This window comes from Paraburkholderia sp. FW306-2-2C-D06C (assembly GCF_058781505.1).
In genome coordinates, this window is record NZ_JBYSWU010000018.1 from 85,873 (window position 1) to 103,067 (window position 17,195).

A 17,195-nucleotide genomic window follows, 5' to 3' on the forward strand; every position below is an offset into this window, starting at 1 on the left:
TTCACTGACTGACGGGCATCGAAGCGGACATCGAGGCGGGCACGACCTGGTATTCCAGTTGGGCCCAGGTTTGCGATACGTCGCGCTGCAGGTCGAGCACCTGAAGCTGAGTATCGAGTTGCGCACGCCTTGCAGCGAATGTGTCCGCCAGCGACCCGGTGCCTGCCTTGTACGCCGCAGCCGCGAGTTGCACGCGCTGGTCCGCAGCCGGCAGCAGGGAATGGTTGAGATTGGTAATGCGTTCGCGACCACTGGTCAGGGTTGCAGACTGCGTGCGGATATCCGCTTCGACCTGACGCTGCGCGTCCTCGTACATCAGGCGCGCCTTGGTGCCAAGTTCCGCTTTTTCGGCGGCGTCACGGTCCTGACGGTTCTTGCGGTTCAGGGGCAGCGGGATGCTGACGCCAACTGACACCATGTTCGAGTACTGCCCGCCACGTTGCTGGTAGGAGACTTCCCATGTCCAGTTGGGGCGGCGGTTGCTGTTGGCGACAGCGGTATCGGCGTCAGCTACGGCAATGTCCCGGGCGGCTGCGACGAGTGCCGGTTGCACCTGACGAAGCTCGTCGGGCGGCAGGGACGATACATAGGATTGCGGTGCCGGCGGGTCGCCGGCCACATCGGATACGGGAACGGCCGTCCATCTGGACAGGCCGATGAGTGCGGTCTGAAACGTCTGCTGGGCCTTCAGCAACTGGTCCTGGGTCTGCGCCAGCATTGCCTGGGCTTGCGTGACATCGGCCGCAGTAGATTTCGCCCCACGATAAGAAGCTTTCGTCGCATCCAGCTCATGGGTCATGTGGTCAACGAGTTCCTGCTGCAGCGAGACAGCTTTCTTCGCATAGACCGCGTTCAGCCACGCCGTGGCCGTTTGCTGGCGCGTGTTCGCGAGCTGGGCCAGATAGCCGGCGCGCTCGCGGTCCACGACGCCGTTCGCCAGAGCGGACCGCAGCCGTCGCTTGTCGCCAGACACCCATTCCTGTTCGATGCCGATACGGCGCATGGTCATGAAATCCTGACCGATGGTGAACCGTTGCGGCCCGTTCACCGGCAGGTTGTCGACGCCAGCCTTCAGCATCGGGTCAGGCAACTGGCCGGCTCGGACGGCGGCTTCCGAACTGGCGCGCACCGATGCTTGCGCCGCCCCGATGGCGGCGGAGCGGTCGGTAGCGGACTGAAGTGCCGCATCAAGCGTGACGGGTGCTTCCTGCGCGTACGCAGCGACGCTCTTGAGAATCAACGCGGCGACAAGCGAACGCGTGCGCAGTGGTGCACGCCGGCATGACGGCGTGCCAATAGTTAAAGGCATGTTCTAACCCCAACGGCGGACTCCCACAGGGAATCCACGTCCTGGACGCAGGACGACCTCGCCGCAAACGCGGCGAACCTGTCAGAAAGGGATTAGATGGCGCGAGGAGGTCGCCAGAGACCGGCCGGTTCACGGACGGACAGCGACTGTGCGTAATGGAAGGCGACGGGGCTGGACAGCCCGGCGGGACGGGTTACCTCGGTAGTGGAGACCGGGTGATACAGACTACCGAGTTGGCATTGCGCCGTTACCTTGCAGAAGAAGCCTTTGGCTTTCCCCGGCTGCGAGGATTTCATCGTCTCGCAGCCCGGCATCTCCGAAGACATCGCACTACCATCGTCGGAGCCCATGCTCATCTGCATCGGACATTCTCCAGTCAGCCCGCTTGCTGCCAGCCCACTGATGGGCAGCACAGCGCAAAGCAACAGGAGCAGCAATGTCCGGAGAAATTTCATGGCTCGGATTATAGCGAAGGTATTTTATTCATGTTCCATGGAATTTGTAGCCTGCGTCGCCCTCTGCACACAGCGGTCGCTCGATTAAAGCGCTTACTGCCCCTTGACCTTCCCGCCATGGGAAGGTCCATGCTGTGGCACGCTGTCTCGTCGAAGTGGTCGAACGTTAATACTTTTCAGCGATGCTCAATCTGCTCTCGGGGCACGTGGCGAACGTCGGTACCCTTAACAACGTAGACGACAAACTCAGCGATGTTGGTCGCGTGGTCGCCGATACGTTCAATGGCCTTCGCTATGAACAGGTAGTCGAGTCCCATCGAGATTGTCCGGGGGTCTTCCATCATGGACGTTATGAGCTTGCGCACGAAGGTCTCGAACTCGTTATCGATGGCTTCGTCGTCCCGGACAATCTGCGCGGCTGCAACGGTATCCATCCTCGCAAATGCATCAAGCGCCCGGCGAAGAATGTGTGATGCCATTTCGCCGGAGGCCTTGATTTCAGCGATGTTAACGGTTCGCGCGTTGGTCTCCATGGCGATGCGGCGGGTTCGCTTGGCAATCTTCCTGGCCTCGTCGCCTGCACGCTCGAGGTTGGTGACGCACTTCGAGGCAGCCATCAGAAGTCGCAGGTCACGAGCCGTGGGCTGTCGACGAGCGATGATGTTGCTCACTTCCTCATCGATTTCAATTTCCATCGCATTGAGCCGGTGTTCACCCTCACGGACCTGCTCAACAAGCGTCAAATCGAAGGTGTTCAGCGCCTCCATCGCGCATGTAATCTGTGCCTCGACCAGTCCGCCCATTTCGAGCAGCCTCGTTGAAAGCCGGTTGAGGTCGACGTCAAACCTGCTGGAAAGATGTTTATCCGACATCTTCGCTCCTCGGCCGAACTCGCCAGTGGTTCAAACCTCCGTTACACGACGCAATTGGCGGCCGCAAACATTGCGTCATCAACCACGGAGTGCCTGTACAAATCGTTGAAACCCTTGAAGGGCTCAACGTCGACGGAAGCATCGACAATGGGTGCCTGATTCGTTGTACGTGCTCCCACTCCGTCAGTGTCGTTTCCTCGAAGGCGCGACGGTTGTGCAGTCCTGTCAGACCGTTGGTTCGTGCAAGCAACCGACAGTCCAATTCGCGCGAGGCGGACATAAGCAACGAAGAATTGCTAGCGTGCGATGCGGAAGCACGCTAGCCACGTCAAGCGGGGAAATCGCCCCGCTACTATTTTGCTGGTCGACCGGTCTTGACGGTTTCGACTGCAGAAATAGCGGCCAGCAGACGCTTGGATGCGGCCGATTCGAGCAGGAGCAGGCCAGCCCGCAGTAGCTCGCTCTTTTTCACCGACACGCCTGCGTCAAGACACTTCTGTTTCAGCGCCGCGATTTTTTCGTAGTCGGACTTCGGCATGGTGAAGCTGTCACGCACGACCTTTTCCTTCTTCTCGCGCTTCGGCTTCATTTCAGCAGCGGGACTGGCTGGCGCCGCCTCGACCGCTGCGGCGCGCTTCTGTTTTGCGGCCTTTGTCGAGACAGGTTTCGCATCTGCGACTTCGCTGGCCGGCGCGTTTACCTCATGTGCCTGCTTGCCATCGGCCTTCGCGTGGCCGTTTACGTTCTTGGGAAAGTGAAAGGCCTTCTTTGTCGGCTTCCTGATGCTTGCTTCGCTCATGTCCGTCTCCTGATGGGGAAATGATATAAACAGTATATACGGTTTTTGAGCGTTTCCCAGACTGCATCGGCGATGCCACCCTACGGGTATGGCCCGCAAGTTGTCCACGTAATCTGTTTGCAAGGCTGTGGACGATTCGCGAGCAAGCGGGGCAAGCCTCTGAAACGATTGAATTTGTGCAGTGCGCGCTCGACGTGTGCATCTGCCGGGTCGCTAGTGGCCGTCGCGGAGATGTGGAGTAGGCACGCTACCAGTCAGGTGAACGACAGAATCTGTGTAGACAAAATGACGACAACTGACCTGCCTCAACGATAGATCGATTCAATTTGCATGCGGGTCGACAACATCGTTTAATCGGCTTTCCGCAGGCGCGCGCCCTCCCTTCGAAAGTCAGGAGCACACCATGGTCCAGCCCAACTTTGAAGATGTCGTCAAGGCAATTGCCTCCGACACCAATACACCGACTGAGACTGTGTCGAAAATGTATGCGGACACGTGGGCCGAATACAGCGACGGTGCGCGAATCCTGGACTACCTGACCGTCCTGGTCACCAAACGCGTTCGTGAAAATCTGCGCGGTGTTCCGCAAGACCGGCACTAGGCGAGCGCCACAAAGTTCATTAAATCGCCTCACGATACCCAGTGTCGATCTCGGGTACTGGAGAGGCTGCTCAGGGTTGCAGCATTCCCGGGGTTCCCTGTCATTGACGACGACTCCGACCTATCGCGCCGCGCGGAAACGAAGCAACGAAAATCCGCCGGGAGGTAAGTGAGACTGGGCGTCGGGGCGGGGCGCTGGCTGAACGGCTATCGTGTCGTGCGCAATATCTTGTGCACGTTGTGCATGTGATGCCTCTTCTGGTCTTGCAGATACCTGACGGCCTCTTCGACCACCTTTCGCTCGCCGAGCTGGAACGAATACTCTCGAAGTAACGTTTCGCTCGTGACGAGGTCATTGAGCTTCCCGAGTTCGTCCTGCAACGACGTCAACCGCTCAATTGTCGCCTGATGACTGCCATCGAGGACCGGCGAAAAGAACTCCAGCAGATATCGCAGCTTTTTCGCCGCGATTCGCACCTCGTGAAGCGCAGCGTACCCTGAATATTTGTCCGATACCGCTCGATTCACTCGCTTCCTCAGTGTCCTCTCAACCGATTTCACACGGTCCTCGGCAAACCCGGCGAGCGTCAGAGTGTTGGCTCGCGAATCCAGCTGGTGTCGGGCGCCTGCCAGCGCACGCTGCAGCATCTGTTCAACGCCGGCGTTCCCGATTGTCCTGCGGCTGAACGACAGGGCGTCGGCGCGATGCACGTCTACAGACTCGATGAGCGAGGTAAAAACCGGCTGCATCGACCGGTCAGCGGCAAGCAGGTCGCGCAGGATATCCCAGTCGCGAGTTTTGCCTGCAGCGTTGGCCAGGGATTTGAACTCTCCACGTTGCAGCTTCGAGTCTTTCCGGTCGAGTAGCGGCTCGTACGCCCACCAGAGCGAGCGCAGCCGGCGTAGAGCGACACGAAGCTTGTGCAGGACTTCAGGGTCTGCTTCTTTCAAATGCAATGCGCGAGCACGCCGCGCAGCGTCTCCAGAAATTGACGTCGCCAAACGCACAAACGCGTCGGACGTCGACGTTGCCGGTGTTATCGAATCCACATTTCCGCTGTCGTCGCCAGCAATCGGTGTGGACGCTCCTGCTGTTGCCGGCACGAGAATGTGGGAGTTCATTTCCGGGACACCCGCGAATTTAGCATTGTGGAGGGAGATAGCCAGCGGCTAACACCTGCTCGCACGGTAGCTCCACGACGCGCCATGATTTCGGATGCTATCTGCCCATCCGTTCAGATCGTACAACGACGAATGACCGAAAGCCAATGCGCCCCTTGGTCTCACCGAAGTACCGTGGAAAATCCCTTATGCCTGTCAATGCTTAACGATGATTCGGGTCGCCTGCCTGGGACAATGACACTCGCTCAATACCGCGTGGGACGTTGTCACGTGACCTGGCTCGCACAGCACGAGCCAGACTGCTGCATTGGCGGACACCTGCTGGTTCCATACGGGGGGCGACCATCCGTGCATATATCAGGCGAATTGGCTTAGCATGTCGAGTAAGTATCTGCGCCCATCAAGAAAGTAACCGCTTCCGCCGTAAACGCAGAGAGTTGCCGTCGATTGACGCGGCCCGGAAACTAACCTTCACCGCGCGGCCACACTATGTCAGGCAGGACGTCCATCCTCAATTCGATTCTTGCGACACCGTCGTCGGGGCACGGGCAGGTTACAGCTGCCATCCGCTCGTCACTGCTATCGACGTTGTTTGAGAATACCCGGCCACTGCTCCTGTCGGGCCTCGCCAGCGCATTTGTTGCGTTCGTTGCCCTCGTCCGTCTGCATCAGATGTGGGCAGCTCTATGGCTGGTAGCGGATATATGCGTCCTCGCCGCGCGACTCGGCATCGCGCATGCTTACGTCGTGCGCAACCGCACAGAAGCGGCCCATCCGGGTCCGTGGGCAACCCACTACGCGCCGGTTTCGCTGCTGGCCTGCTTCCTGTTCGGCATCGGGACGATGGCCTGTGTCATGTCCCCGGATGCGGAGTTAGCCTCACTCGCCGTCATGGTAACCGCCGGAATTCTTGGCGGTATAGCGTCGAGAAATGCAGCCTTGCCCCGTCTGGCCATCGCACAGATTTGCCTGGGCGCATTACCCATTGGTCTGGGCGCGCTGCTCGCACCTCGCGGCGGGTCGTGGATTCTCGTGCCGCCACTCTTCATGTACATCGCCGCAATGGCTTCGGTTGTCCGGAGACACTATCAGGTGCTCGTTGCCCTGATGACGGCTGAACAGCGACATGCTGAACTTGCAGCCAGATTCGACGCCGCATTGGCCCATATGCCTCACGGGCTATGCACGATTGATAGCGCCGGCAAGGTGATTATTGCCAACCGCCGAACCGCAGAACTGTTCGGCGCGACTGTCGAGATGCTGAAGCTCAACGTCCCGCTCCCGGAATTTATCGGCCATGTGGGACTGGTGAAGTTTGGGGAAACGCTCAGAAGGCAACTTGTCGAGCAGTGCGCTGTATGGCTGTCAAAGGAAGGGAGTCCGTTCGACATGGAACTCAACGACGGCCGCCAGCTCGAGATGACCCGAAACCCGGTACCCGATGGAAGCGCTGTCATCATTATCGAGGACGTTACGGAGCGCCGGGAGTCCGAAGCGAAAATCCTCTATCTGGCGCGTCACGACCCACTCACGGGCCTTCCCAATCGCCGCGAACTGCGCGACGAGATTGAACGGATACTTTGCTGTTCCGCGGCAAACCGCGAACCCGCAGTGGCGGTGATGTATCTCGATCTGGACGGTTTCAAACAGGTTAACGACAGACTTGGTCATCATGCCGGAGACGAGGTACTGGTAACCGTTGCAAACCGATTGCGAGAGTTGCTTCAACGTGAAGAGTTGGTGGCGCGACTCGGCGGCGATGAGTTCGCCATTGTCTTCGAGAACGCAACACCTTCCGGCGCCGTCGCACTCGCTCAACGCGTTATCCGCCAAATAGCCACGCCGTATTGGCTATCAATCGGCGAGGCTGTCAGCATCGGCACCAGCATCGGCATTGCGTTCTCGGCGAGCGGCGAGTCCTTCGAACGATTGATGAAGCGAGCCGACGCGGCGTTGTACGACGCAAAGGAAGCCGGCAAGGGTACGTATCGCTTCTCGACCGCGGAGGAAATTCCTTGTGGGACTCGCTCGCCCACATTGCAAAGGTCTCAATAGCTCGCGCGCCCCGCAAGCGCGAGCACCCGGCTGCTTCCGTTTCTCACTGCACACACCATCGGCCCAGGCGTCGTTTCGCCGAGCGCGAGGCCATCTATCATCTGAAGGACGCTCAACCAGTGGTAATGATCGACGGCGCCCTGATAGACGTACGGCAGCACCGCATATGCGCCGCCGAAGGTCAGCAAGGCGGCTTTGGTGAAAAACCAGGCTATTTGCGGCAGCGTTCCGGTCCAGCCGAACGCGAGCGTGAGGGTCGCGAGCCATATGAGCATGAAGAAAGCCAGCACGGCCGCGAAGCGCTTCCACGTGAACAGCGCGTGTCGCGGAGTGGGCGTGTCGTCGTCGAGGATGGCCGGGCCAAACGTCGTGTCGCCGGCCTTGTGCCCGCGTGTAAAAAGCGCTTTTCGGAAATCCAGCGTTTTCGTTCGACCAGGTCCTGATGCATGATGGCAATCTGCCCGGCCGGGCCTCCGAAGCTGATAAAGCCAAGCTTCAGCCAGTACCACAGCGCCTCGCCGAAGCTCACCACCGGCTCGACCGCTTCGACGCGGCGGCTGCCCGTTTCATCCTCCGGCGCAAATTGACTTTGTTGCGTCGAAACTCCGAACGCTGCAGCCTTCGATTGGATGTTCCGCAATGAGCGGATGCGCCGGTGCGTCGATGCACCGCTTCAGCGTCTACAACTCCGGACGCGCCAGATCGCTGGTCACGATATGTTCGCCGTACACTTGCGCCGCCGCTACCGCTTCCAGCTTAGTGGGAAACGGCCCAAGTTCCGGCGCGCCGTCGAATGGGAACAGCACGCGGCCGTCGGTCGTTCGAACCACCTTCAACACGCCGAAGAAGCGTCGGTAGCCGGCCAGTTTCGACGTCGCCGAAACTTCAAAGTCATCCTCGGACGTCGCGGGTACGCTGGGAATAAATGCGGTCTTGCTCATACCTGAAACATCTCTTGTTCGATGGGGCAGCATCTGCTCAGAAAGCCGGAGCTTCACCCGGTTGTTCCGGGGAAGGCGTTCACCGGCGGCGTTCATTGTCTCAAATCTCCGTGGATCCAACCTGAAACGCAACCCGCCTGCCGCACTCGACCTGGATCGGACAACGCCCGTCACGCGCCCTTGAGCGCTGCCTCATGTTTGGCCGCGAGCGCCACGTCCATCTCGCTCGCCTTCACGAAACTCGGCCGCGCGCAAATGCGCTCGGCGTACCCCAGCAATACCGGTGTTTCAGGCACCAGCTGGAACAGCATCCCCCAATGCAGCGCGATGCCCCACAAGATATCCGCGGCGGAAATCTTGTCCCCGAGCAAATAGGGAGATGCTTGCAACCGGGCGGCCACCGTTCCGATCATCGAATCGAAATCGCCATAAGGTGATCGCGCCGGCGGCGCCGGCTCACGCTTCATCGACTTGTCGACCAGCGCTGGCTCATAGCACGCCGCGTAGTACACCAACCAGCGAAGATACGGCCCGCGCGACGGGTCGTTCAACGCCGGCGCGAGGCCGGCTTCCGGGAACAGGTCGGCCAGATAAATAAAGATCGCGACCTGTTCGGTCACCAGCGCGTCGCCGTGATAGATCGCCGGCACCTTGCCGAGCGGGTTGATCGCGAGATACGGCGCCTTGCGCTGCTCGCCGGCCTTTATGTTCAGCACCTTCAGCTGATACGGGGCGCCGAGTTCTTCGAGCAGCGTGAGCGTACTGATCGAGCGGCATTGTGGTGAATGGAACAGCGTGATCGTGCGGTCTGTGGTCATGGCGAGGCCCTCTGGTTAAACGTCTTGAGCAATGGCAACAACGATGCTGCACCGGGTTCACCCATCTTAAGCGCCCATACCTGTCAGTTTGTGTCAGGTATGACTACACTTGTCCGCATGCGAGCCAGCCGCCTACTTTCCATTCTGATGGCGTTGCAAGCGCGTGGGCAGGTCACGGCCCAATCGCTCGCCGACGAATGCGCGGTCTCGCTGCGCACCATTTATCGCGACATCGACGCGTTGAGCGCCGCAGGCGTCCCCGTGCGTAGCGAGCGCGGCGCGGAAGGCGGCTACCGATTGCTAGACGGCTACCGCACGCGCCTTAACGGTCTGTCGTCGCAAGAAGCCGAGGCGCTGTTTCTCGCCGGCTTGCCGGGGCCTGTGCAGGCGCTTGGCCTGGGTGCGGTGATGGCGGGCGCGCAAACCAAGCTGCTCGCCGCATTGCCGGTCGAACTGCGCTCCACTGCCGAGCGCATGCGCTCGCGTTTTCACCTCGACGCCCCCGCCTGGTTCTCCGATGCCGATCAGCCCGTGCATCTGCCGCTGATCGCCAACGCGGTCTGGGAACAGCACCCGTTGCAGATTCGCTATCAAAGCTGGAAGGCCGAAAAGTTTCGCCGGATCGAACCGCTTGGCATCGTGCTGAAAAGCGGCGCGTGGTATGTGGCCGGGCGCGTAGATGCGGATATCCGCATCTACCGCATCTCTCGTATTCGCGATTTGAGCGTGCTGGACGACACCTTCGAACGGCCGGCCGCCTTCGATCTCGCTGCGTTCTGGCAGGACAGCACACAGCGTCTGTCCGAACAGATGCATGCAAGCGAGGCGACGCTGCGTCTGTCGCCGTGGGGCATGCAAATGCTCGAAGCCTTCGTGTCGCCGTTCGCGCGTGCCGCGGCCACGATCAGCGAACCGGATGCGGCGGATGGCTGGCGCACCGTCACGCTGCCCGTCGGCTCGGTGAGACAGGCGTGTGCGGAGCTACTGCGCTTCGGCGCCGAAGCCGAAGTGCTGGCGCCGCCGGAACTGCGCGCGCAGATGGCGGAGGTTGCCGCGGCCTTGCATCGCCGCTACGGGCAATGACGCCGCAGCCCGATCCGATGCGCACCAGTTAAGTTGAGCACTCTCTCGATGGAAATTTGCAACTAACGGCGCATAAGTTACGAATCGAAACACTGGTCGGCAATCCTGCGGGGGAGGGCAATTGCAGGCTGTTCAAGTCAGGATCGCTGCGTGACACCGCGGCGCGCCGGGTGTTCTTCCCCATCGGCCGGCCCGCTTTGATAAGACGAATTTTGGCTGATCGGTACCTCATTTTGGGGCAGCGCTATAATTCGCGAATTCCCTTCCTTCTCTATCCTCCGTCATGAGCCGGTTACTTTGCCTGATCGTGCTTTCGCTCGGCCTGATGCAAGCCGCAACGGCTGAGGAAAACACTGACCGCATGTCCGCGTATCTGACGCAAAAATTCGGTCTGGCGAAGGAAAAGGCTCAAAAGATTTCGGACGCGGTGCAATCCGCCGCCTCGAAGTATTCACTTCCGCCGGCACTGCTGCTGGCGATCATCTCGATCGAATCCCGCTTCAAGGAAAAGGCCAAGGGCGCCAACGGCGCAACCGGCCTGATGCAGGTCGTGCCAGGCGCCCACAGAGGGATGCTGAGACACGTGAAGGACCTGACCGAGCCGACCACCAACATCGACGTCGGTTCGGCGATCCTGTACGGCTACATGCGCTCGGCCAATGGCGACCTGAACGCTGCGCTCAAGAGCTACGGCGGCTCGCAGGCGTACGCGCAGAAGGTGAGCTTGCGCGTCGAAGACTTCGCTGAAGTGGCCGGCCCGCAAGACGCGGCGCAGCAGCCGGACGTGCCGGCCGGCATGTGCGAGGCGCGTCCGGCCGATCGTTGTGCGGCGCCGGACCACTGGGCCAACTCCTTTGCAATGCCGGCCGGCAACGCTGCCGGGACGATCGGCGCGTCGGGGTTGTCGAACGGATTGCCCGCGGCGTCGAACTGAGCGCCTGCTCCTTTTCTGCTTATACGTTGCAGCCGACCCCGGCGCTGTAACCGGCCGTCACGCCATGTACGGCGGCGCCACGCGCGGGCTGCACGCTTTTTACGCAGCTTGTGCAACGCGCTCTACAATGCATTCCCAGTCGAGTTCACGTAGCGCCCCTTCCGATCGATCATGTTCACCTCGTTTTTCAAAACCACCGCCGCCTCGCTCGGGTTGCTCGCGCTTGCCGCTTGCAGCAGCACCCCGCAGCCGAAATTCCAGCAGGAATTGTTCGAAACGGGCGCGAGCCCCTACGCCCGCAATTTCAACTCGAGCACCACCGATACCTGTGAAGCCGCGCGCCGCGCTTTGCTGAGCCAGGGCTATCTGACAACCATGACGCGCACCGATACCGTCGACGGTACGAAGAATTTTCAGCCCACCGGGGATTCGCACGTCGTCGTGGAATTTCATGTCGTCTGTACACCGGGTGAAGAGGCGAGCGATACGAGCATCGTCTATGTGAACGCCGTGCAAAACGGCTTTGCCCTGAAGAAAAGCGATACGTCGGCGAGCGTCGGGTTGAGCGTGCTGGGGTCGTTGTCGCTACCGATCCGTTCGAACAGCGATGCGATGGTAAAGATTTCAAGCGAGACCATTCCGTCGGGGAAGTTCTACGACCGTTTCTTCGGCCTCGTCGACCACTATCTGCAGACGGTGGTGCGCACGCAGCCGGTGTCAAACAGCCGCATCGAGACGCGCATGTTGCCCGTGCCGGTCGAAGCCTCGGTTCCATTGCCATCTCCATCGCCCGTTCCGGCGATGCCCGCAGCGGTAGGGCAGGCTGCTTCCGTGCAACCTGCAAGCGCGAGTGGCATAGCGCCCTGATTGCATCTGGCCACGCTTGCGCCGTGATTGCCCGGCGCATGTTCAGCCTTTGATTTCAGCGTGCAGCGGTACTTATCCTATGTCTTTTACTTCATACGTATATATATGTAGTAATAGTTAACAAGGGCTAAGCCCTTCTGTGGATAAGTCTTAAATTCCCCGCCGCATCAACGGCATGCGAAAACCATAACCTTGCGGAACACGTCTGTAGAAAAACTACGAAGACGGGATAACTTTGGCGGCGCTCGCTCTTCGGCCCGTCTTATCAAGATTCCGCGCACAGGCTGTCCGACCCGCTATCCCGAAGTTATCCATAGGCAGACGTGGATAACTCGGGTTCTTCGCAGTGACTTCCACATGCCGCTTCCGCCAGCTTTTCATCGATGCCATCCGCTCGCCACCGTACATACTTTGACGCTCCGAGGCGCGCACATTGAAGTCGGACGGTACGAAGATTGCGTGTCTCATTTTGCAAGCGCAACTGTTGCTATTTTGTCAAAACCTCTTCAGGAACGCCCGATCCAGGCATAGAGTTAAAGTGTTTTATGAAGTTATTGGTGCGGTGCGGGGGGGTGTAATGAAACGCAGAACAGCACGACAGCTAGTCCGTCTTCTTTCGGATATCAGGCATGCCGCTCATTGCAGCACGCTGCGGGCGGCGGCGACCAACCGGGCCATGGCCCTCGCATCCGCCGAACGCGATGCGGACGCAGCCGGCGACAGTGACGAAAGCACCGAAGCCGCGCGCGAATCACGTCAAGACAAACCGGTCCGGAGCGGATCATGAAAGCCGCGAGCGAGCATTCGCTGCGTTTCCTGGTCGAGAAATGGCTGGCGCCGGGACCCTCGATTCCAGTTCACGTGACCGAATTCAGCCGTACCAGGCTGGGTGGCAGGCGTTATGTCCGCGTCGAGGCCTCATTGGAAACCGGCTCGCGCGGTTTGTTTTTCTTTCGCCACGACGACGGCTGCTGGTGCGTGTTCCCACCCACTGGGGACACACCCAAAATGTTCGCCCAGCCGCGCGCGGCTTAATGTCGAAGCGCACGAGGCGCTTCGACGACGGTGCCGAGGCTCTACGAGCGGATCACGTCGCGCAGATAGGCGTCCAGCATGGCGGCGTCGCCCTCGGGCCGTTTGTAGTCAGACGGACTTTGTACATCGGCTGGCGACGCTTCGATAAACCGATGGATCGCCGGTCGCCGCGGGCCATATTCGCCTTCGCCCGCCCGCATTTTCAGCGCGAGCAGCGCATTGATTTCGGCGAGCAGCGACAGATCATTGAAACATCGATCCGCGCGCACCCGCTAACCCTTCACGCACACCACTTGCCGCAGCGTGTGGACCACCTCGACGAGACTGCGCTGCGCCGCCATGACGGCGTCGATGTCCTTATAGGCCATCGGGATTTCGTCGATCACGCCTGCGTCCTTACGGCATTCGACGTGCGCCGTCGCCTTGATCTGGTCCTCGACGGAAAAGCGCCGCTTTGCTTCGGTGCGGCTCATTGCACGACCCGCGCCATGACTGCATGAACAGAAGCTCTCCGCATTGCCGAGCCCGCGCACGATAAAACTCTTCGCGCCCATCGAGCCCGGAACGATGCCGAGTTGCCCCTTCTGCGCCGACACCGCGCCCTTGCGCGTCACCAGAATCTCCGTGCCGAAGTGACGTTCCTTCTGCACGTAGTTGTGGTGGCAGTTCACCGCGTGCTCATCGAGCGAAAACGGCTTGGCGATAATCGATTGCGCCGCGCGGATCACCGCGCCCATCATCAGTTCGCGATTCTGCCGCGCGTAGTCCTGAGCCCAGCCGACCGCTTCGACATAATCGTCGAAGTGCGCGCTGCCTTCTTCAAAGTAGGCGAGGTTCCGGTCCGGCAGATTGGCAAGGTGCTGCCGCATATCCGCTTGCGCCAGTTCGATGAACAGATTGCCAATCGCATTGCCGACGCCGCGCGAACCGCTGTGCAGCATGAACCACACGCTGTCCGCTTCGTCCACGCACACTTCGACAAAGTGATTGCCGGTGCCGAGCGTACCCAGATGCACGTAGTTGTTAGTGCGCGCGAGTTTCGGATACTTGTCGACGATGCGCTTGAAGCCCGCGGCGAGCGACTTCCACGCGATGTCGACCGGCTGCGGCGGCCGTTCCCACGCGCCCGGATCGCGCCGGCCCGGCGCTCGGCCGTGCGGCACCGCGCGTTCGATCGCGCTGCGCAGGCCGGCCAGCGAGTCCGGCAGATCCGCTGCTTTGAGCGTAGTGCGGACAGCCATCATGCCGCAGCCGATGTCCACGCCGACCGCCGCCGGAATGATCGCGCCGAGCGTGGGAATCACGCTGCCGATCGTCGAGCCTTTGCCCGCGTGCACATCCGGCATCACCGCCAGGTGCTTGAAGATGAACGGCAGCCTGGCCGTGTACATGAGTTGATCGCGTGCAAAATCGTCGATGGCGACGCCTTCGGTCCACATCTTGACCGGCTTGCCGTCCGCTACTTCCATCAGTTGGTAATCCATTTTGCTTCTCTCTCTTTTGTACAGCGGCCGCCTGTCTCACCGCGACCGCACTTTAACTCTACGACGTTTGCGCGCCCTTGATGCTCACCAGTCCGTTCAGCACCTGATCCAGCCCGCCGAACACGGAGATCCGGTCGATGCGTTCCGCGATCCGCTCGAGCGTTTCGAGTTCCTTCAGGCGCAAGGCCGTCGGGTTCTCTTCCATCACCTTCGCGGTGTTCAGCAGCGAGGGCGCTCGTCGCGCGATAATCGCGCAACAGCCATGACGTTCACGGAGCGGCTGAGCCGCCGAGCCGACCGATTTTCAGGTAAACACAATGGACGAGAAAGACTGGATCGCCGGCGCCGCCAAGGCGCTTGCGATCATCGAAGCATTCGACGAAGCGCACACACGTATGACACCGACCATGGTGGCCTCGCGTGCGGCGCTGTCGCGCACAGCGGCGCGCCGCTATCTGCTGACGCTACGTGAACTCGGCTACGTGGACACCGACGGCAAGCTGTTCTGGCTAGCGCCGCGGGTGCTGCGGCTCGGCCAGTCGTATCTGGATTCGGCGCGCTTGCCGCGCACGGTGCAACCCTTCCTGCAGCGCATCACGGCCACCGTGCAGGAAACCGCACTGGTTGCGATTCTCGACGAACACGACGTGGTCTACGTCGCGCGCAATGGCGTGAACCGGGCGATGGCGGTCGGATTCGTGCTCGGCTCGCGAGCGCCTGCGCCGTTGTCGTCGGCGGGCCTGGTCCTGCTGGCGTTTCGCGCGCCGGAGGATATCGAGCAGTGGCTCGCCTCGTACCCGATCAAGGTGTTCACGCCGTACACGTATTCGACAGTCGGGCAGTTGCGCGAAGTGCTCGGCGAAATCCGCCGCAATGGCTATGTGGTCACCGACCAGCAACTGGAACTGGGTATGCGCGGTGTTGCGGTGCCGCTGCGAGACCGGCACGGCTCGGTGGTGGCGGCGATCAGCGTCAGCATGCCGATCGGCCAGGAGTCGGCAAACGCCGCGCTGCACCGGGTGCTGCCGACCTTGCAGGAAACCGCCAGCCTGCTGCGCAACCTGGTCTAAAACGATCACCTAGGTAATTGCCCTAATGCGATGTATTTAATGAGTGAGAGCATCGCGAAAGCAACGTGTCTCCCGGAAAATACATATCGAGTTTTAGGCATGACAAACCGCCTACACTGCGTAATACTCTCCCGCGGGGAGCGGGAAGGCGCTCAAGCCATGTCTGCTTTACCGTGCAGCTTATTCATTCACATTGACTCTGCCGTTCAGGTTTGGGGAACAACACATGAAAAAAGTTATCGTCTCGCTCGCAGCAGCATCGATCGCGCTGGTTTCCGTTCAAGCTTTCGCACAGGCATCGGACGCAGCAGCGCCGGCAGCTGCAGCTAGCACGCCGAAGAAGCACCACATCAAGAAGCTGAAGACGCACGGCAAGCGCGCTCCGGTTTCGGCAGCCGCTTCGGCAGCCGGCACGAACGACAAGGGCACGGCGAACTAAGCTGAAGCTATAGTTCAGCGTCACCAGCAAAAAGGCCAGAGCTTCTGCTCTGGCCTTTTTGTATTCGCGCGGCGGTTTGTTGTTTGCCTGCCCGTCGCGCAGATGCAGCGCGGCAATGGCGCTCGCGGCAACCTTAACCCGCGAGGCCGCGTTTGATGACTTCGTTCAGCAGTCCGGTCATGCCGTGCGGATGCGCGACAGCCCGTTCTTTCAGTTGCGCGACCAGTTCGCCGTCCAGCTTGCAGGCAAAGGCGACGAGGCCCTGCGCCTGATCGAGCTTGCGCTGCTCGCGGCGATCGAGTTTCGGCTCGGCGGCCGCGGCTTTGCCGAAACGGTCGGTGGTCGCCAGTTTCATTGCGTTGTTCAGCTTGAGTGCCTTGTTCTTTTCAAGGTCGGTCTTTTTCATCGCCATACGGAAGGCCTCTGCCAGATAAGTAATCCCGCATTGTACGCATCGCGCCGCGCGCTACGTGAGCGGCGGCACTCAGGACTCACGCGGCGTGCAGGCGCCGTTCGATTTCTGCTCGGGTGCCGCTCCGGCAGCCCGGTCCGGTGCACCGGCCACGCTGTCCATCAGCGCGCGCATTCTTTGCCAGTGCGTGCCTTCCCAGAACACGCGCCGGCAGACGTCGCAGGTGACGAATTGCGTATGCCGTTCCAGCACGCCTTCGGGCGCGCGGCCGGCGACTTCTTCTTTGGCGATGCGCCGCAACGGCGCATTGCACATCAGGCACAAGCGAAACGGCTGCGCGCTGCCGGCCAGATCGAGCCGTTCAAACACTTCGCGCAACTGCTCGCGGGGCCTCAGCGTGCGCACGTAGCAACCGTGCGTGATAGTGCGGCGTTTCAATAACTCGCGGTCGCGCGTTAGAACGATGCGCTGTTCCTCGGCGGCGAGCGTTTCGATATCGGCGTCGGGGTAATGGTTGTCGTAGAGCGTATCGAAGCCGGCCAGCCGCAGCAGCGGCGCGAGACCGCCCAGATGCGCATCGGCGATGAAGCGCATGACGCGCAGCGGCCGCTCGCGCACACGCAACAGCGGCTGGATGTCGAGCGCTTCAAACTTCGGATAGACGGCGATGCGGTCGCCGTCCGAGACCGGGTGATTGAAACCGACCGATTCGCCGTTCACCAGAATCAGCTCGACTTCCGTATGCGGCACGCCGAGCGCCTCGATCATGTGCTTCGCGGTGGCGCCGTTCGCGCAGGCGCAACTGAACGCGCGCCGGCGCAGCGGCCGGGCGAGAAAGTCGTTCAGCTCCTCATAGAAGCGGAATGTCGCGGTGACCATCGCATCAGTATCGCACCGTGT

Annotated in this window: 20 protein-coding genes and 2 pseudogenes; 9 read left to right on the plus strand and 13 right to left on the minus strand. The window is 60.7% G+C overall.

Annotated elements, in window-relative coordinates; genetic code table 11:
- Window position 1 precedes the first annotated feature (1 nt).
- The 4 genes from AC3WLT_RS16050 to AC3WLT_RS16065 form a co-directional block, all read right to left on the minus strand.
- Window positions 2–1,309 carry a TolC family protein gene (locus tag AC3WLT_RS16050; protein ID WP_492592695.1) on the minus strand — a complete coding sequence of 436 codons (1,308 nt, stop codon included), beginning with the start codon at window positions 1,307–1,309 and terminating at the stop codon, window positions 2–4.
- A gap of 92 nt (window positions 1,310–1,401) precedes the next feature.
- On the minus strand, window positions 1,402–1,764 hold the full coding sequence (locus AC3WLT_RS16055; RefSeq protein WP_492592696.1) for a hypothetical protein: 363 nt from the start codon (window positions 1,762–1,764) through the stop codon (window positions 1,402–1,404).
- 176 nt (window positions 1,765–1,940) lie between these two features.
- Entirely contained in the window at window positions 1,941–2,636 is a 696-nt protein-coding gene (gene phoU / locus AC3WLT_RS16060; protein ID WP_492592697.1) for a phosphate signaling complex protein PhoU, read from the minus strand.
- Window positions 2,637–2,988: 352 nt separating this feature from the next.
- The gene (locus AC3WLT_RS16065; protein WP_492592698.1) at window positions 2,989–3,435 is read right to left on the minus strand and encodes a hypothetical protein; all 447 of its coding nucleotides are present in this window, start codon (window positions 3,433–3,435) and stop codon (window positions 2,989–2,991) included.
- A 403-nt stretch (window positions 3,436–3,838) separates the two neighbouring features.
- On the opposite strand from AC3WLT_RS16065, the gene AC3WLT_RS16070 reads away from it, so the two are divergent.
- On the plus strand, window positions 3,839–4,036 hold the full coding sequence (locus AC3WLT_RS16070) for a DUF3562 domain-containing protein (RefSeq protein ID WP_492592699.1): 198 nt from the start codon (window positions 3,839–3,841) through the stop codon (window positions 4,034–4,036).
- Between the two features lie 206 nt (window positions 4,037–4,242).
- Here AC3WLT_RS16070 and AC3WLT_RS16075 read toward each other — a convergent pair whose 3' ends face one another.
- Entirely contained in the window at window positions 4,243–5,157 is a 915-nt protein-coding gene (locus tag AC3WLT_RS16075; protein WP_492592700.1) for a CHAD domain-containing protein, read from the minus strand.
- Between the two features lie 489 nt (window positions 5,158–5,646).
- Between AC3WLT_RS16075 and AC3WLT_RS16080 the strand changes: the two genes are divergently transcribed.
- The gene (locus AC3WLT_RS16080) at window positions 5,647–7,212 is read left to right on the plus strand and encodes a diguanylate cyclase domain-containing protein (protein WP_492592701.1); all 1,566 of its coding nucleotides are present in this window, start codon (window positions 5,647–5,649) and stop codon (window positions 7,210–7,212) included.
- A 44-nt stretch (window positions 7,213–7,256) separates the two neighbouring features.
- On the opposite strand, the pseudogene AC3WLT_RS16085 reads toward AC3WLT_RS16080, so the two are convergent.
- Window positions 7,257–7,744, minus strand: a pseudogene (locus AC3WLT_RS16085) (chromate transporter); the annotation flags it as partial.
- On the opposite strand from AC3WLT_RS16085, the gene AC3WLT_RS16090 reads away from it, so the two are divergent.
- Window positions 7,655–7,855, plus strand: a complete 201-nt coding sequence (locus AC3WLT_RS16090) for a hypothetical protein (RefSeq protein WP_492592742.1) — start codon at window positions 7,655–7,657, stop codon at window positions 7,853–7,855. The pseudogene AC3WLT_RS16085 and the gene AC3WLT_RS16090 sit on opposite strands and share 90 nt — an antisense overlap.
- Window positions 7,856–7,892: 37 nt before the next feature.
- Here the strand turns inward: AC3WLT_RS16090 and AC3WLT_RS16095 are convergent, their stop codons facing one another.
- Together AC3WLT_RS16095 and AC3WLT_RS16100 are read right to left on the minus strand one after the other, a co-directional pair.
- Window positions 7,893–8,153, minus strand: a complete 261-nt coding sequence (locus tag AC3WLT_RS16095; RefSeq protein ID WP_492592740.1) for a DUF6723 family protein — start codon at window positions 8,151–8,153, stop codon at window positions 7,893–7,895.
- A 170-nt stretch (window positions 8,154–8,323) separates the two neighbouring features.
- Window positions 8,324–8,971 carry a glutathione S-transferase family protein gene (locus tag AC3WLT_RS16100; protein WP_492592702.1) on the minus strand — a complete coding sequence of 216 codons (648 nt, stop codon included), beginning with the start codon at window positions 8,969–8,971 and terminating at the stop codon, window positions 8,324–8,326.
- Between the two features lie 99 nt (window positions 8,972–9,070).
- On the opposite strand from AC3WLT_RS16100, the gene AC3WLT_RS16105 reads away from it, so the two are divergent.
- From AC3WLT_RS16105 to AC3WLT_RS16120, 4 genes are all read left to right on the plus strand, one after another.
- Complete coding sequence (locus tag AC3WLT_RS16105; RefSeq protein WP_492592703.1) at window positions 9,071–10,054, plus strand: helix-turn-helix transcriptional regulator; 984 nt, start codon at window positions 9,071–9,073, stop codon at window positions 10,052–10,054.
- Between the two features lie 283 nt (window positions 10,055–10,337).
- Complete coding sequence (locus AC3WLT_RS16110; RefSeq protein WP_492592704.1) at window positions 10,338–10,988, plus strand: lytic transglycosylase domain-containing protein; 651 nt, start codon at window positions 10,338–10,340, stop codon at window positions 10,986–10,988.
- Between the two features lie 171 nt (window positions 10,989–11,159).
- Window positions 11,160–11,855, plus strand: a complete 696-nt coding sequence (locus AC3WLT_RS16115; RefSeq protein WP_492592705.1) for a DUF2242 domain-containing protein — start codon at window positions 11,160–11,162, stop codon at window positions 11,853–11,855.
- Window positions 11,856–12,638: 783 nt separating this feature from the next.
- Window positions 12,639–12,890 (plus strand): hypothetical protein, encoded by a 252-nt coding sequence (locus tag AC3WLT_RS16120; RefSeq protein ID WP_492592706.1) that lies wholly within the window; start codon window positions 12,639–12,641, stop codon window positions 12,888–12,890.
- 41 nt (window positions 12,891–12,931) lie between these two features.
- Here the strand turns inward: AC3WLT_RS16120 and AC3WLT_RS16125 are convergent, their stop codons facing one another.
- From AC3WLT_RS16125 to AC3WLT_RS16135, 3 genes and pseudogenes are all read right to left on the minus strand, one after another.
- Window positions 12,932–13,159 carry a DNA polymerase beta superfamily protein gene (locus tag AC3WLT_RS16125; RefSeq protein WP_492592707.1) on the minus strand — a complete coding sequence of 76 codons (228 nt, stop codon included), beginning with the start codon at window positions 13,157–13,159 and terminating at the stop codon, window positions 12,932–12,934.
- 3 nt (window positions 13,160–13,162) lie between these two features.
- Window positions 13,163–14,374, minus strand: a complete 1,212-nt coding sequence (locus AC3WLT_RS16130) for an RtcB family protein (protein ID WP_492592708.1) — start codon at window positions 14,372–14,374, stop codon at window positions 13,163–13,165.
- A gap of 58 nt (window positions 14,375–14,432) precedes the next feature.
- A pseudogene (locus AC3WLT_RS16135) lies at window positions 14,433–14,603 on the minus strand (slipin family protein); the annotation flags it as partial.
- 88 nt (window positions 14,604–14,691) lie between these two features.
- On the opposite strand from AC3WLT_RS16135, the gene AC3WLT_RS16140 reads away from it, so the two are divergent.
- Window positions 14,692–15,444 (plus strand): IclR family transcriptional regulator domain-containing protein, encoded by a 753-nt coding sequence (locus AC3WLT_RS16140; RefSeq protein WP_492592709.1) that lies wholly within the window; start codon window positions 14,692–14,694, stop codon window positions 15,442–15,444.
- Window positions 15,445–15,670: 226 nt separating this feature from the next.
- Window positions 15,671–15,883 (plus strand): hypothetical protein, encoded by a 213-nt coding sequence (locus AC3WLT_RS16145; RefSeq protein ID WP_492592710.1) that lies wholly within the window; start codon window positions 15,671–15,673, stop codon window positions 15,881–15,883.
- 133 nt (window positions 15,884–16,016) lie between these two features.
- Here AC3WLT_RS16145 and AC3WLT_RS16150 read toward each other — a convergent pair whose 3' ends face one another.
- Together AC3WLT_RS16150 and AC3WLT_RS16155 are read right to left on the minus strand one after the other, a co-directional pair.
- On the minus strand, window positions 16,017–16,295 hold the full coding sequence (locus AC3WLT_RS16150; protein WP_492592711.1) for a hypothetical protein: 279 nt from the start codon (window positions 16,293–16,295) through the stop codon (window positions 16,017–16,019).
- A gap of 72 nt (window positions 16,296–16,367) precedes the next feature.
- Window positions 16,368–17,174, minus strand: coding sequence for a Mut7-C RNAse domain-containing protein (locus tag AC3WLT_RS16155; protein ID WP_492592712.1), 807 nt, complete (start codon window positions 17,172–17,174; stop codon window positions 16,368–16,370).
- Between the last annotated feature and the right edge of the window lie 21 nt (window positions 17,175–17,195).

Excerpts from the sequence above, each read along its gene's own strand:
- AC3WLT_RS16050 (WP_492592695.1), bottom strand. The coding sequence starts at position 1,309 with ATGCCTTTAACTATTGGCACGCCGTCATGCCGGCGTGCACCACTGCGC.
- AC3WLT_RS16055 (WP_492592696.1), bottom strand. The coding sequence starts at position 1,764 with ATGAAATTTCTCCGGACATTGCTGCTCCTGTTGCTTTGCGCTGTGCTG.
- phoU (WP_492592697.1), bottom strand. The coding sequence starts at position 2,636 with ATGTCGGATAAACATCTTTCCAGCAGGTTTGACGTCGACCTCAACCGG.
- AC3WLT_RS16065 (WP_492592698.1), bottom strand. The coding sequence starts at position 3,435 with ATGAGCGAAGCAAGCATCAGGAAGCCGACAAAGAAGGCCTTTCACTTT.
- AC3WLT_RS16070 (WP_492592699.1), top strand. The coding sequence starts at position 3,839 with ATGGTCCAGCCCAACTTTGAAGATGTCGTCAAGGCAATTGCCTCCGAC.
- AC3WLT_RS16075 (WP_492592700.1), bottom strand. The coding sequence starts at position 5,157 with ATGAACTCCCACATTCTCGTGCCGGCAACAGCAGGAGCGTCCACACCG.
- AC3WLT_RS16080 (WP_492592701.1), top strand. The coding sequence starts at position 5,647 with ATGTCAGGCAGGACGTCCATCCTCAATTCGATTCTTGCGACACCGTCG.
- AC3WLT_RS16090 (WP_492592742.1), top strand. The coding sequence starts at position 7,655 with ATGCATGATGGCAATCTGCCCGGCCGGGCCTCCGAAGCTGATAAAGCC.
- AC3WLT_RS16095 (WP_492592740.1), bottom strand. The coding sequence starts at position 8,153 with ATGAGCAAGACCGCATTTATTCCCAGCGTACCCGCGACGTCCGAGGAT.
- AC3WLT_RS16100 (WP_492592702.1), bottom strand. The coding sequence starts at position 8,971 with ATGACCACAGACCGCACGATCACGCTGTTCCATTCACCACAATGCCGC.
- AC3WLT_RS16105 (WP_492592703.1), top strand. The coding sequence starts at position 9,071 with ATGACTACACTTGTCCGCATGCGAGCCAGCCGCCTACTTTCCATTCTG.
- AC3WLT_RS16110 (WP_492592704.1), top strand. The coding sequence starts at position 10,338 with ATGAGCCGGTTACTTTGCCTGATCGTGCTTTCGCTCGGCCTGATGCAA.
- AC3WLT_RS16115 (WP_492592705.1), top strand. The coding sequence starts at position 11,160 with ATGTTCACCTCGTTTTTCAAAACCACCGCCGCCTCGCTCGGGTTGCTC.
- AC3WLT_RS16120 (WP_492592706.1), top strand. The coding sequence starts at position 12,639 with ATGAAAGCCGCGAGCGAGCATTCGCTGCGTTTCCTGGTCGAGAAATGG.
- AC3WLT_RS16130 (WP_492592708.1), bottom strand. The coding sequence starts at position 14,374 with ATGGATTACCAACTGATGGAAGTAGCGGACGGCAAGCCGGTCAAGATG.
- AC3WLT_RS16140 (WP_492592709.1), top strand. The coding sequence starts at position 14,692 with ATGGACGAGAAAGACTGGATCGCCGGCGCCGCCAAGGCGCTTGCGATC.
- AC3WLT_RS16145 (WP_492592710.1), top strand. The coding sequence starts at position 15,671 with ATGAAAAAAGTTATCGTCTCGCTCGCAGCAGCATCGATCGCGCTGGTT.
- AC3WLT_RS16150 (WP_492592711.1), bottom strand. The coding sequence starts at position 16,295 with ATGGCGATGAAAAAGACCGACCTTGAAAAGAACAAGGCACTCAAGCTG.
- AC3WLT_RS16155 (WP_492592712.1), bottom strand. The coding sequence starts at position 17,174 with ATGGTCACCGCGACATTCCGCTTCTATGAGGAGCTGAACGACTTTCTC.